At 60.7% G+C, this 12,486-nt stretch carries 11 protein-coding genes; 3 read left to right on the forward strand and 8 right to left on the reverse strand.

Annotated elements, in window-relative coordinates:
• Positions 1-6: 6 nt before the first annotated feature.
• Together PX554_RS06390 and PX554_RS06395 are read right to left on the reverse strand one after the other, a co-directional pair.
• Positions 7-1,047, reverse strand: a complete 1,041-nt coding sequence (locus tag PX554_RS06390; protein ID WP_275499910.1) for an FkbM family methyltransferase — start codon at positions 1,045-1,047, stop codon at positions 7-9.
• Positions 1,047-2,021, reverse strand: coding sequence for a class I SAM-dependent methyltransferase (locus tag PX554_RS06395; protein ID WP_275499912.1), 975 nt, complete (start codon positions 2,019-2,021; stop codon positions 1,047-1,049). The genes PX554_RS06390 and PX554_RS06395 overlap by 1 nt, the downstream gene beginning before the upstream one ends.
• 806 nt (positions 2,022-2,827) lie before the next feature.
• Here PX554_RS06395 and PX554_RS06400 point away from each other — a divergent pair.
• Entirely contained in the window at positions 2,828-4,402 is a 1,575-nt protein-coding gene (locus tag PX554_RS06400) for a hypothetical protein (protein WP_275499914.1), read from the forward strand.
• A gap of 50 nt (positions 4,403-4,452) precedes the next feature.
• Here PX554_RS06400 and PX554_RS06405 read toward each other — a convergent pair whose 3' ends face one another.
• From PX554_RS06405 to PX554_RS06415, 3 genes are read right to left on the reverse strand one after another with little or no spacing between them, the layout of a single operon-like run.
• Positions 4,453-5,601, reverse strand: a complete 1,149-nt coding sequence (locus tag PX554_RS06405) for a polysaccharide biosynthesis/export family protein (RefSeq protein ID WP_275499916.1) — start codon at positions 5,599-5,601, stop codon at positions 4,453-4,455.
• A complete protein-coding gene (locus tag PX554_RS06410) occupies positions 5,598-6,989 on the reverse strand; it encodes a glycosyltransferase family 4 protein (RefSeq protein WP_275499918.1) in 1,392 nt (463 codons plus the stop codon). The genes PX554_RS06405 and PX554_RS06410 overlap by 4 nt, the downstream gene beginning before the upstream one ends.
• Complete coding sequence (locus tag PX554_RS06415; protein ID WP_275499920.1) at positions 6,986-8,137, reverse strand: glycosyltransferase family 4 protein; 1,152 nt, start codon at positions 8,135-8,137, stop codon at positions 6,986-6,988. The genes PX554_RS06410 and PX554_RS06415 overlap by 4 nt, the downstream gene beginning before the upstream one ends.
• A gap of 200 nt (positions 8,138-8,337) precedes the next feature.
• On the opposite strand from PX554_RS06415, the gene PX554_RS06420 reads away from it, so the two are divergent.
• Both PX554_RS06420 and PX554_RS06425 read left to right on the forward strand, forming a co-directional pair.
• Positions 8,338-9,000, forward strand: coding sequence for an ABC transporter ATP-binding protein (locus PX554_RS06420; RefSeq protein WP_275500014.1), 663 nt, complete (start codon positions 8,338-8,340; stop codon positions 8,998-9,000).
• Between the two features lie 707 nt (positions 9,001-9,707).
• On the forward strand, positions 9,708-10,250 hold the full coding sequence (locus PX554_RS06425; protein ID WP_275499921.1) for a hypothetical protein: 543 nt from the start codon (positions 9,708-9,710) through the stop codon (positions 10,248-10,250).
• A 58-nt stretch (positions 10,251-10,308) separates the two neighbouring features.
• Here the strand turns inward: PX554_RS06425 and PX554_RS06430 are convergent, their stop codons facing one another.
• From PX554_RS06430 to PX554_RS06440, 3 genes are all read right to left on the reverse strand, one after another.
• On the reverse strand, positions 10,309-10,788 hold the full coding sequence (locus PX554_RS06430) for a helix-turn-helix domain-containing protein (protein WP_275499923.1): 480 nt from the start codon (positions 10,786-10,788) through the stop codon (positions 10,309-10,311).
• 35 nt (positions 10,789-10,823) lie between these two features.
• The gene (locus PX554_RS06435) at positions 10,824-11,267 is read right to left on the reverse strand and encodes a helix-turn-helix domain-containing protein (protein WP_275499924.1); all 444 of its coding nucleotides are present in this window, start codon (positions 11,265-11,267) and stop codon (positions 10,824-10,826) included.
• Positions 11,268-11,625: 358 nt separating this feature from the next.
• Positions 11,626-12,261: a hypothetical protein gene (locus tag PX554_RS06440; protein ID WP_275499926.1), complete on the reverse strand. Its 636-nt coding sequence runs from the start codon at positions 12,259-12,261 to the stop codon at positions 11,626-11,628.
• Positions 12,262-12,486: the final 225 nt, after the last annotated feature.

Consider the following 12,486-nt stretch of genomic DNA (forward strand, 5'->3'; position numbering starts at 1 on the left):
GCCCGATCAGGCGGACGGGTGGAGGCAAAGGTCGAGATGCGAACCGCCGTCGAGGGCGCAATGCTCCGCCCAGGCCGCGTCTATCCGGGCGGCGGGATCGGGATCCGTCACGAGTTCGCGGTCCTTGGTACGATGCAGGATCTCGAAGCTATATCCCAACTCCTGAAAAAGCCCGAGGAGACGCACCCCAGGCACTCCTGACCATTGCCTTTGAAACTCGGGCGAATATTCAAGAAAAACCATCGGGCGATCGTGCTTGAGCGCATTGATCGCTCCCATGCATGCCCGATATTCCATGCCTTCAATGTCCATCTTCATCAAATCGATCTTGCCGATGGCAGGATGGAGCAGGTCGAACGGCACGATCGGTACCATGTCGTGGCTTCGTATATCGGTCGGCTTTGTATCGCGCTCGCGATCGATCACGTTGTTATTGCTCATCCGCTGACGCGGGAGGCGCGCGAAACCGAGATAGTCGGAAACCCCGAGCGGGAGAAGATGCACATTGTCGAGTTCGTTCAGCGTGATGCTCTGCGCAAGCAGACTGCAATTCAACGGGCTGACTTCGATCGCGTAGACAGAGCCGCCCGGCAGCACGTGGCGAGCGGCCGGCAAGGCGAGCGAGCCAATGCTGGCGCCGACGTCCACGATGGTCATCCCCGGCCGACAAAGGCTGAGAAAGTAAGGGATGACCCAGTTCTCATAGCCTTCAGGTGCCGTAAGCTCTGCCGTCCAGCTTCGGGGCAGGAGGAATTTGCTGCCGAATGCTTCGATCACCACCTGGTCGAGGAACGCTTCCAAGGCGCCCGTCCGAATCTTGAACTCGTCCGAGTTGAAGAAACCGAGCGCGAGTCCTCGCTCGTCGATCTCTCCTGATACGAGAAGATTGGTGTGGAGCTCGCTGCCATAGGGATCGGCGGGGCGCCCGAGAATGGAGCGATAGAACAGGTCGACGACCGAGCGAGCTTGGTCTGGTGGCATGGCTGCAGGCATGATTACTTTCCCGGCTAAAAAGTCGTCGGTCGGGTCCGCAGCGTGACCGTCCATTATCGGATCTTCCGCGCGAGATAGGTAAACGACAGGCCAGCTGGTCCAATGCGCTGGTCGGGAAGAATCTCCAGGGGCACAAAGCCGTGGCGCGCGAGCAACTGGAAAACGTAGCTTTGCGGTAAAGCGTGGATTTCTCCGGCGTCGGAGTTCGACTTCGCGCTCAGATATTCAGCGGTCTTGAAGCCATAATCGTAGACTTGGCATGGCACCTGGAAATAGGCATGGCCACCCGGCTTGATCCTGCCGAGACAGATGTGAAGCAACATGAGCGCCACTGGCGGCGGGGCATACTGGAGCAGCATGACGGAGTGAAAGATATCGTGGCGCTGCCAATCATCGAATGGAGCGGATTCGAGAAAGGCCCGGAGCGATATGAGCTCGCCCGCGGTGACCGAACGCTCTTCCAGCGCAGAGATTCCTTGCTCAAGGGCGCTGCGGCCGATTTCGAGGCCGAGAAAGCGCCCGTGCCAATGCGCTACCGCAGCAGCGAGGAATGCGACCTCGTAGCCGAGCGCGAGGACTGAAAAGTGCGGCGGTAAGGTGATGCCATTGCGATGGAGCGCGATGAACATGCGCTGCAGTTCCTCTTGCGCAATTTCTAATCGCTTTTCACGATTCCACTTACCGCTGCGGTCGGCGAACAAGCGCGGATCGCGAAAGATCTGGTCATAGGCAAAGCCGCGCCCACACCGCTCCCATCGGGCCAACGTATCGGTCAGAAGATCCTCGCGCTGCGCATCGCTGGCAGAAGGGTCGACCTGAGATGGATCATATATGTCGCTGATGAACCCGGACGCGCGGTTGACCTTGCGCCGTATCGCTTCGGTGCTGACCGCGAACCGGTTGATCAACTCCCATAGATTGGACACATCCGCCATCTGCATGACCGCAGTGGAGGCATCCTCAACATCGCGCTCAAGAAAGAGACGATAACATTCTGCAACGTCGTTGAGCGTCGCGGTGCGATCCATGATTTGCCTAACGCCTCACTCAAGGTTTTGAGAAGGGAAGTGCGCGGGCGGTTCCGCGGGAGAATGGGTGAAAGCCCGCAGCGTTGTCGGTCCCTCGGCAGCCACTTTGGCGATGGCCACTCCGTTCACGACTGTTTGCGCCGGCATTGAACTCCATTCCCTTCGCGTGACTCGATGCACGTCCAGCGGCATGCCGCGGTGACGGGCAGCGCGTCATTAGGAGTGTAGGGCAACCAGGGACGTTTCGGCCTAGTGATTCCACCAGCGAACGGATGAAAGACGCACATCGGCCGCTCGCCGCTGCAGCCGCCCCCGAACTGATCGAGTGAATGCTTGCCGCAGTCTTTTCACACCCCCGATGAAATGCCAGATCAAACGCTGGTGTGCGTCCCTGCCGCGGTGTCTGGGCGGCGGATAAATTCGCTGCATTCATTGCCAACTCTAGATGGCTGACGTGTCTAGATATTGAGGGGAGCTGCGGCCCGATGGGGGAGCAGACATCGCTCATTGGTCGTCGTCCGATGAATGTACCGTCACAGTCGCACAGGCGGTGGAGCTATTTGAGCTCGCCGATCAGCCGTTTAATCACCTGAGGAGGAGACACCATGGATTGCGCGGCTGATGGACCTACTTGCTACCGAGGTTTGTACCAGCGGGCTCCTTTGCTCTGTTGGCTTCTCTGCCTGCTGGTTGCCACCGCATTAGCCACTCCAGCGTCCGCTCAGGATGTCAGCAGCGCCACCGCGACCTCAACCGGATCGACCACGCCCCGATCTCTCGCAGCCCGATTTGGCGAGGTTGCGAATGTGCTGGATTTCGGCGCGAAATGCGACGGCGTCACGGATGACGCCGGGGCCATCAATGCAGCGCTGTCCAATCCGGTGACGGTCGTAATTCCGAATGCGACATGCCGCGCCGCATCAACCATTGTCGTTCAATCCGGCGCGAACCTTGTGGGCACAACGTTCAGCACCCAAGAACCACCCAGCGGATCTGTCCTTCAGTGCGATATTTCGGTGTCGCCTTGCGTTACCGTTGTCGAACCATTTGTGCTGCCACAAACGCGCGGGGGGCAACTCATCAGCGATCTCACGATTAGCCGCGCGGCCGGGCAAATTCCGAACGGAACAACATGCCTCTACACCGAGTCCTTCTTTGTCATGGTCCGATATGTGAACTGCAACGGCCACGCTATCGGCTATAGGGTGGTTCAGCGGATTGCTACCGGCGGGTACGGCACCATCGCAAAGTTCAATAACGTTTCGAGCTGCAATATCGTCGACACCGATATCGTGATGGATGGCCTCGCCGAGTTCAACATCGATACTGGTCGGTTCGGCTGCAATGGTACGCGCAATCCTGGGCGTCACAATAACTATATTTCAATTACAGGCGGCGCAGGCGGCCCCAACACCATCAAAGTGACGAATTCGCAGTTTAACGACATCCAGAACCCGACATGCTTCATAAACTGGAACAATCTTACCGCTGTTCCTCCGACCACAAGCGAGTTCAGTTTTACCGGAAACCATCTCGAATTTACGGGTCAGGCTGAATCTCCGCACAACGTCTTCTGCTCCGACCATAGCGCAGGCCTGATAAATCTTGTTCGATTCAACGACAATGAAATCAGAGACAACAATGGAACGGGCACGGTTTTCAATTTTGATGCGGGGACTGCCCTGGGCGACTGGAGAATGCACGGCAATTCCTGGGTCGGCTTCAACAAGAACGGCTGGACGTTAGCCCTCGCTCAGCCTTTGCTGATATTCAACTCGTCCGGCGAGACATTCAACAATCCGCGAGTCACTGTCGTCGGCGCCGCATCACAGGGGCAATCGAGCGTGGTGTTCGAAGGAAATAGCTATGCTGGCGGGCTCACGGTTGGCGGCAATTTCGGCAACGCGTTTCCGACACGCTTTGGTGGTGTTTTGGCCGGGGGAACAGTCACCAACACCGCGTCGTCTCCGGTCGAGATTGACATACCGGGCTACTCGCTGACGGATGGTTCCAATAATATTGCCGTCAGATTCGGTGGGGTCAACGCAGCGCTCGGATTTAAAAACGCCAAGTGGCAGCTCAGAGGGAGTATTCTGACATATTCGTTCTTCGTTTCTATTTCTTCGCTCGGGACGGGGTCTGGAACCGCCGAACTCCTGGGTCTGCCGTTTCCAGCCGGAGCATCTGCTCCCCTGGGCACCTTCCCGGTTTACTGCTTGGGGATGACTGGATTGCCCGGACCGATCATGATCACCGTGAACGCATTGTCGACGTCCGCAACCTTCGTCACCTCCGGCGCTAGCGGAATTTCGCTGGTCACGAGCGGCAACTTCACATCCAACTCGCAGTGCCAGGGCGCGCTTTCCTATAGCATTCAATGACTATCAGGCGGCCATGCCCTGCTGCCGAAGGTAGTGAGCGTGTCTGAGAGCTATTGGCTGAGGACCTTCGCCGTGTAGAACGGCGAGAAGAACAGGCTCAGCACCTGGATCGCCTTTGTCGGGATGTTCGCATCGGCATTGGCTATGTAGATCACGTCGCGCGGCCGCATTTCGAAGCGCTGGGCAAGGAAGTAGCTTTCCGGCCGACGCATATTGAGCTTGTATGCCACCGCTCGCGACGTGGCTGCCGGCGAGCCGTCGAACTCCGCGGGCTCGTAACGGAAGACGAAAATCGCCGCGGGGTTGGCCCGTTCGTCGCTTGGGCCGCCGCTGCGGCCGATCGCCTCGATGAGCGACACGCGCGGGCTCTGGAACGGAATCTCGGACACTTTTCCGGTCGCTCCCAGGACCGTGAAGGTGCGCGGGCGAAATGTCACCGACAGCCGGTCTTGCGCAAGGAGGAGTAGGTCGTCCTCGGAGCGTGGCTCGATAGAACTCAGCGGCTCCTCCGCGGAACGCGCGCCACGGTTGATCTTGACGATGCTGTCGAGGCTCGGATTGGCCGAGCCGCCGGCGATCGCGATCGCATCGAGCAGCGTCTCGCGTGCGAGAGTCAACGGAAGCCGCCCGGGCTTCTTCACGTCACCCTGGACCACGACTGTGTTGTTCACGTTCTCGCGGATCGCGACCATCACCTGCGGGTTTTCGGAGTTGCGGCGGTACGCGGCGCTGAGTTCCGCTGCCAGCTCGTCCGGGGTCTTGCCCTGTGCATTGATATTGCCGACCCAGGGGATGGTGATGCGCCCGTCGCGTGCAACGGTAACCGGAGGGAGATTCTCGCCGCTGCCGGTGGACGGCGCAAATCCCATCGAAGCAGCGCGCGAGCCGAAGAGCGAGGAGCCGACTTCGTAAACGGTGATCTGGAGCACGTCGCCAGGACCGATCGCATCGACCATGCCGTCGATGGCGAGTGGCGCGAGCCGCCCTTTTCCAGTCGAAGGTGACGCCGTGATCCGCCCGAGCGCGGACTCATCGACGTCGACCAGATCGAAGCTGTCGAGCTGCCGCTGAGCCTTGGAGATCTCCCCTGCGGTTGGCCCGCTGCTCGGCAAAGTGGCGCAGCCCCCCAACAACAGCGTGCTGGTGATGAGCAAAGCCGCCGCTGATGAGCGTTTGGTGCGGTTGATCCGCAGGTTCACATTAGTTCTCCGGTAACGGCGGTGTGGCTCTTGGGTACATCTCGAACGCGCCGCGGGTACGGCGCCTCGACGAGGAGCTGGCGATGGATCGCATCGATGCGGGCACAATATTGCGCCATGGTGAAATCGAGGGCTCGGTTGGCTCCGGCGACCCTCAGGTCGGCCCGCAGTTGATCATCCGTGTCGAGCCCAATCAGTGCGCGGCTGATGGCCTCGACGTCATAGGGATCGACCTGGACGCCGGCGCCGGCCACGATCTCGGGCAGTGCGCCCTCGGAACCGACAATGAGCGGGGCGCCGGCCGACATCGCCTCCAGCGCGGGCAGGCCGAACCCCTCATAGAGGGACGGGAAGATGACGGCACGCGCACCGGCGACAAGTTGCTCGAGATGGTCGGCCGGGAGGTAGCCAAGCCTGCGGATTCGGCCCTCTTGCCGCGCGACCTCCGCGCCGCCGCCTTCCAGCAGCCGCAATTGATCCTCAGAGCGCCAGGCGGCAGGCCCTGCCAGCACGAGCGGTGTGTCGAGGAAGGCGGACAGGTAGGCCTCGATCAGCCGCTTCACATTCTTCTTCGGCTCGATCGCGCCGAAAAAGAGGAAATAGCCGTCTGCCTCCAGATTGAAGATCGCCCGTAGATTCCGCGCGAGGGCATCCGGCGCGGGCGCGGCACGCCGCCGCGCCGGCAACGCCTGGTAGGTGTTCGTGACCTTCTCCGGCTGGACAGGAAGGTATTGCAAAATGTCCCGGCGCGAATGCTCGGACACGGTGAGAATGTGCGCGGCCTCATCGATGCAGGCATGGAGGAGGCGCTCGTGGTAGCGCTTGTCCTCGAGGCTGAGGTACGGCAGCCGAAGTGGCACCAGGTCATGGATGGTGTAGACGTTCCGCGAGCCGACCATTCGTACCGGAACCGGGTAGGTCCAATGCATGATCTCCGGTGGGGATTGCATCCTGACCGGCATGAGCCGGCCGAAGCGCCGCAGGTAACGTTCGCCGACGTTGAACAGCGCGTTCATGGTAACGAGGCCGTCGAAGGCGGGCATTACATCGGCAACGCCCTTGAGGATCACCCGGCCAGATATGGGGACGTCGACAAGCGTCCGGACGCCGGGGCGCAGGCACAGACGGCGAAACGAACGCTTCAGCGACCATCGCGGCGGCAGTTCCTCGCTTGACAAGCGGTCCGCCAGGGCGGCGAAGAACAGCGTCTCGCGCTGCTCGGGTCGCGCGTTGGGCGGGACGTTGAGGCCGTAAACGAGGTCGACCTTGCGGCCGAGTTCGTGACATGCCTCGACGAGCGACCGTCCGTAGGTCGCAACGCCCGTGCCCTGCCCCATTGCCAGATTGAAGCCGTCGATCCCGACGCGGATTTGAGGCCCGCCGGTCATGGTCGTGCCTCGCCGTTCACGGCCGTGTTCGCGAGTGCGCCCGCATAGAGCGCGCGCAGCCGGCGGGCATAAAGTTCCGGTGTGAAGTTCCGGCCGCGGTTGAAGCCGGCGGTTCGTAGCCGGGCGCAGAGCGCGTCATCGCGCTCGAAGCGGCGAATGGCCTGCGCCATCGCCGCGACATCATGCGGATCGATCAGCATGGCCGCGCCGCCCGCAACCTCCGCTGCGGCACCGCCGGTCGAGGCGAGAACAGGACAGCCGAGTGTCATCGCCTCGACAATCGGAAGCCCGAACCCTTCTGCCAGCGACGGGAAAAGCAAGGCGCGCGCCCGCCGCATCATGCCGATCAACTCGTTTCGCGGAACCCAGGCGAGGCGCCGCACGCCCGTAAAGTCCGTCAGTTCGGCCTCCAGTTCCTCTTCTCCGTCGACGGTGGGGCCAACGATCACGAGAGGCAGCTCCGAGCCGCTCTGCGCGTGTGCCCGAGCGAGGAACGCGAGGTTCTTCCGGCGCTCGACGCGGCCGCAGAAGAAGAAGTAGCGCCCTGAGCGCAGGTCGGCGGGCAGTGGCGGATCGGATTGGAGCGGCGTCTCGATCGCCTGGTAGGTATTGGTCACCTTGCCCGGAGCGACACCGAGATGGTCGATTACGGAGTCGCGGACGGCCTCGGACACCGTGACGATTCCCTGAGCCTGGCGCGCGATGGCTTTGAGGATCGCACTATGCCGGGCGGTGGGGATCGGCGTGAGGTGTGGATGCGTGATCGGGATGAGGTCGTGGATCGTATAGAGATTCTTGCCGCCGACCACATAGAGGGGGACCGGATAGGTCCAGTGCATAACCTCGGGAGGGCGATCGAAAGCGACCGGCAGGAGGCGACCGTGGATGTTGAAGAACACCTGGGCCTCGCGGAATACGTCCCGGGCCACCCATTGCATCGGCTCGGGCGCCCCGGTCGGCTCGAGCGCGATCGCGGGCCGCGGCGAGACGCGAGCGGCCGATACCCACCGTGCAATACGCGATCTCGGCCTGGGGTCGGAATGCCGGCCGTCATCGAGGATCAGTGGCACGGCGCCGGCGCTCTCGAGACAGCCGGCGAGAACGCGCGCATAGGTCGCCACGCCTGTTCCCGACTGATCGAGAAGCATGCGGCTTTCGACGCAGACCTGGACCGGCGCACCGCCGTTTAATGTCTCGACATGGCGAACAAAATTCGGATCATAGAGTGAGCGCAGCCGCTCGGAGTTCGAGAGCGAAGCCGTCATCGAACTGTAACCCCGCTCGAACAATGGCCTTGACGTCTCTCGGCCACGCCAGAGAATGAAGCGCCCAAGAAAGGACTCGCGTGATGATCCGGTTTAAGAATGTCTCGATGACGTATCACGCGCGAAATCTGCGGAAGACGGTGCTCAAGAAGACGAATTTCTGCATTCGGCCGGGCGAATCGCTCGGTATTTGCGGCGCGAACGGCGCCGGGAAGTCGACGCTCCTGCGGCTGATTGCCGGCGTGGAAATGCCGACCGCCGGCCGCATCGACCGCCGGATGACCGTGTCGTGGCCGATCGGCTACACCAGTGCTTTCCAGGCGAGCCTGACAGGTGCTGACAATGTCCGGTTCATCGCTCGCATCTATCGGCGGAAGGCCAATCCCATGCTTGCCTTCGTCGAGGAATTTGCCCAACTCGGTCCTTATTTTCGGCAACCCATCAAGACCTATTCCGCGGGCATGCAGGCTCGCCTCGCCTTCGCCATCAGCCTCGCGATCAACTTCGACTGCTACCTGGTCGACGAGGTGACCGGCGCGGGTGACGAACGCTTCCGTGAGCGGTGCCATGCCGAGCTTGCCCAGCGCCGTAAGGATGGAACGCTGATCATGGTATCGCACCATCCTGAGACGCTTCTCGCCTATTGCGAGAAGGGCGCCGTACTGAAGGATGGCCGACTGGTCTTCTTCGACACCATCCATGAAGCGCTTGACGTTCACCATTGGTATCAGCGGCAGGCCGCCTAGCCCGGTCGAGGTCGGTTCCGGCGGGCGAAACCCAATGGGGGCTTCGCCTGGGCAGGCGTTCGCTGGCCGGGTATCAATCTGAACCAAGAGCCGACTTCCCATTGAGAGACATAACGGGTGATTGGCCGGCGCCTTCTATCGCCCCCCAGAATCGCACTGTGTCTACCCGGCTCGGGCGTGTGCTCGGCTAGTGGTTTCCCTAGCGGAGCGAGAAATACAGCCGGGTCCGTGACAGTGCATGGCCACGCGTCCGTAACGCCAGTGACATGAGCGACGCCTAGGCGCGCTCGGGTTGGCTATTGCGGAAAACCGCAATGCCAATTCGACAGGAAGGAGGTGCCCCAAAACGACACCCTTTCCGACGGGGCGCGCCAACCGCGGGCGAACGCTCCAGCGCCGATCAAGGCGTCCCCATTCGGGCCTGACCTGTCCTTGCGTTCGATCGAGGTAGTGCTTACCACCCTTCCCTGCGTGCGGAGACGTAGGCGGAGGCGTGGAAACCTCCTGAGAAGAGAGCCGGCAAGCTTAGGCTACCGGGCAGCGGACACGTATGTCCAAGGCCCGGCCCAAAGGTGTTCGCGCCTGACTCTTCTCAGGTTTCCAATGCCCGGTTTCCGGGGCTGCGCGGTTCCAGTTTTGGAACGCGCAGCCGGCTGGCCGCTTTTTACGCATGTGTATTGGAAACGAGAGATCGTCTAGGATCGCTGATGGACCTTCAAATAGCGCGAGGCACCTTGATCACAGAAGATGATGAGACACCGGGCTTTCTTTGCTCCGTAGCCGCCGAATCGGTGAATGATGCGATATTGCTGCTTGATGGTTTGCGGTGCGAAGCCGAGCCCCATTTGAGGCGCGCCTTCGAGATCCTCACCGACTATTTGGCGCAGCAGAACGGACCACTTGGCGAGAGCGGAATTGGCGAAGGCAAGAGTGCCCCCAAGCCAACTCTCTCGTCGAGCGCGATCGATTTGCTCGTGCAGCAGCGGCTTTGCGAGGAGGAGGCACAGCAAGCCAAGCTGGGCAACCAGCGCGGGCGTCGGCGAATGCGCTCGCATGTGGGCACCTTTCACCCGCATCGGCAGCGCAGCATCATGCTGATGATCGAAGCGCTTTCGCTTCTGGATCAGCTCGAGGACCTGGACGCCGTCACGCATCTGCAACTGGCGATCGATCGCGCGATGGACGCCGGAAGCGAGGAAGCGGAGCGCGCACACGGTGACAAGCCGGAACGTCGCGGAAAGCCAAACTGAACATTTTGGGGAGCGTCGACCTGCGCGCACTTGCTGGGCCTTCCGGCAGCGATCAGATCTAGGATGTTCTGAGGGCGTCGCCGATGCGCAGCGTTCCTTCGCGCATCTTCCGGCGCCAGCGGCCCGGCGTCACACCGAGGACGCGCCGGAACGCCTTGGTGTAATGGCTTTGGTCGGTGAAGCCGCATTCGCTTGCGATTTCCGCCAGGCTAAGCCGCTCATCATAGAGAAGCGCCGCGGAGCGCACGACCCGCCGCCGAAGATGCCAGCCATAGGGACCTACGCCGACCGAATTCTTGAAGGCCTTCGAGAATCTGGAAAGCGGCATATCGAGCTTGGCGGCAATATCCGCCACCTCCAGCGGTTGATGAAGCTGATCGAATATCAGATCCTGTGCCCGCTTGAGTTCCGCCGGGGGTAGCGTCGCCATGCGCATCGAGCGGGACGAAGCGGACACGGGGCCGGATCTGCGCGCCAACAAAAAACTGAAGCCATTGAGACCATCGCCACCTTCGCCCAACCCAATGTCATGCGCCATATAAGTCTCCCCCGAACGGCGCGGTTACGTCGCACTCACCAAACCGTAGCGCCTCCTGCGACGACGACCTCAGTCTCCCCTTCCGCCATCCTTCCGCGCCGCCAGCGCCCGGGCCGCATACCCACGAAGCGATCGAATCGTTCGCTGAAGTGGCTTTCGTCGGTGAACCCGCATTCGAGTGCGATCTGGGCGAGGGTGAAGGTTGTGCCCGTCATCAATTCCATGGAGTACGCGAGGCGCGCGTTCTGGAACCAGGCATAAGGCGACATGCCGACGGAATTCTTGAACGCCTTCGCGAAATGGCTGGAGGAGAGCTGGAGCTTGGCGGCGACGTCGCCGATCCGTAGGCGGCCCTTCACCTGATTCTGCATTTCCGCCTTGGCGATCTTGATCTGCCAGGGCGCGAGTTTCGCGCGACGGCTCGGCGGTGCCGCGCAACTTTTGATCGCGTTGCCCGATTGAGAAGCTTGCCTCATCATCGCCGTCTCCTCCGGATGCACAGGAGGCGGTCGCCGTGGACCGGCGATGTATTGCCTCCCTGCGAAGCCCACCCTCTCTTGCAGAACCGTGCGACTATGGTTCACCGGGGCTACGGAATCTCGCTTGCTCCTATTCTTGAGACACTTGGCCGCTGAATCTTGGCAAAGGTCGCGCGGAAAATTTAATTCATGTGCTTTATCAGATACTTATTCCATGCGCAATTGCATTCCAACTCCTCGCCGATTGCGGGAAGTGGCAATGCCAGGCCCGTCAGCCGCCGTCGATCGCCGACCCATCCGGCGGCAAGTTGTCGGCGCAAGTCGTAACCGGCTCAAACAGTAAAATGCGAGGTTCCGCTCATCCGCGTATGCGTTGGCCGTCACCGACCGCGCTTGCGGTAGCGCCATCGCCGATGGTTACCTTGCACTGTCCGATGTAAAGATGCTTTTGATCGAAGGTGACCGCGTCGTTTGCTTTGGTCACAAACATGATCGCCTTTCCGTTGATCGGATCAATACGATCGACAATGATGAGATTTACAGCAACGTCGTTGATCGGCGTCGTCATCTCGACCCGTTCGGGCCAATAATCGATCACCCTGTCGAAAGGACGGCCCTGTGCTTCTTTAGCTATCCCGTCCGGATCTGCGACGATCTTAGTGCGTGGATCAACGGGTTCTGGCACGGCCGTTGCCGCAGGAGGCTCTTTCGTCCTGGTCGGAATCGAGGGAAGGTAGAGCTTGAAGGCGTGGTGCTCGTCAAATTGGTACTCGGAGAGTTGCTGATCCTTACTCGGGTCAAAATTTGCTATCCGCCCGAGCGAGCAATCAAGCAGACGTGCGGGCAGCATGGTCGGGTTTTGGTCTTGGGGTTCCGCCGACATGGCCGTCTGCGCCTCGTTCGGCTTCTTCGGGTCTGGTCCGCTTCCGTAGAAGAGCGCAGTCGACAGACCGACCACCGCGACGGCAGCCATGGCTCCAAGCTTTATGATCATTTCCGTTCTCCGATTGCGGTGTAGCGATCAAGCGCGCTCCGACCCTATAGGGTCAATCTGGATCGAATTTTGTAACAGGATTCTACAAGTTTCATAAATCCGTAGTCGTAAACCCGCCAATCATGTGGAATAATTCGGGAGCGATTCTAGCACTTCCTCAAGCTATGTTTCTCATTCCAGTGATACAAGGTCAATTAATTCAGTATACCCTGACTTTCAACCAAT

This window comes from Sphingomonas pollutisoli (assembly GCF_029167165.1).
In the GTDB taxonomy this organism is placed as follows: domain Bacteria; phylum Pseudomonadota; class Alphaproteobacteria; order Sphingomonadales; family Sphingomonadaceae; genus Sphingomonas; species Sphingomonas pollutisoli.

What these genes read in the sequence shown, in the direction of transcription:
- PX554_RS06440 (WP_275499926.1), bottom strand. Translation starts at nt 12,261, where the DNA reads ATGATCATAAAGCTTGGAGCCATGGCTGCCGTCGCGGTGGTCGGTCTG.
- PX554_RS06410 (WP_275499918.1), bottom strand. Translation starts at nt 6,989, where the DNA reads ATGACCGGCGGGCCTCAAATCCGCGTCGGGATCGACGGCTTCAATCTG.
- PX554_RS06420 (WP_275500014.1), top strand. Translation starts at nt 8,338, where the DNA reads ATGATCCGGTTTAAGAATGTCTCGATGACGTATCACGCGCGAAATCTG.
- PX554_RS06425 (WP_275499921.1), top strand. Translation starts at nt 9,708, where the DNA reads ATGGACCTTCAAATAGCGCGAGGCACCTTGATCACAGAAGATGATGAG.
- PX554_RS06415 (WP_275499920.1), bottom strand. Translation starts at nt 8,137, where the DNA reads ATGCTTCTCGATCAGTCGGGAACAGGCGTGGCGACCTATGCGCGCGTT.
- PX554_RS06390 (WP_275499910.1), bottom strand. Translation starts at nt 1,047, where the DNA reads ATGGACGGTCACGCTGCGGACCCGACCGACGACTTTTTAGCCGGGAAA.
- PX554_RS06395 (WP_275499912.1), bottom strand. Translation starts at nt 2,021, where the DNA reads ATGGATCGCACCGCGACGCTCAACGACGTTGCAGAATGTTATCGTCTC.
- PX554_RS06435 (WP_275499924.1), bottom strand. Translation starts at nt 11,267, where the DNA reads ATGATGAGGCAAGCTTCTCAATCGGGCAACGCGATCAAAAGTTGCGCG.
- PX554_RS06430 (WP_275499923.1), bottom strand. Translation starts at nt 10,788, where the DNA reads ATGGCGCATGACATTGGGTTGGGCGAAGGTGGCGATGGTCTCAATGGC.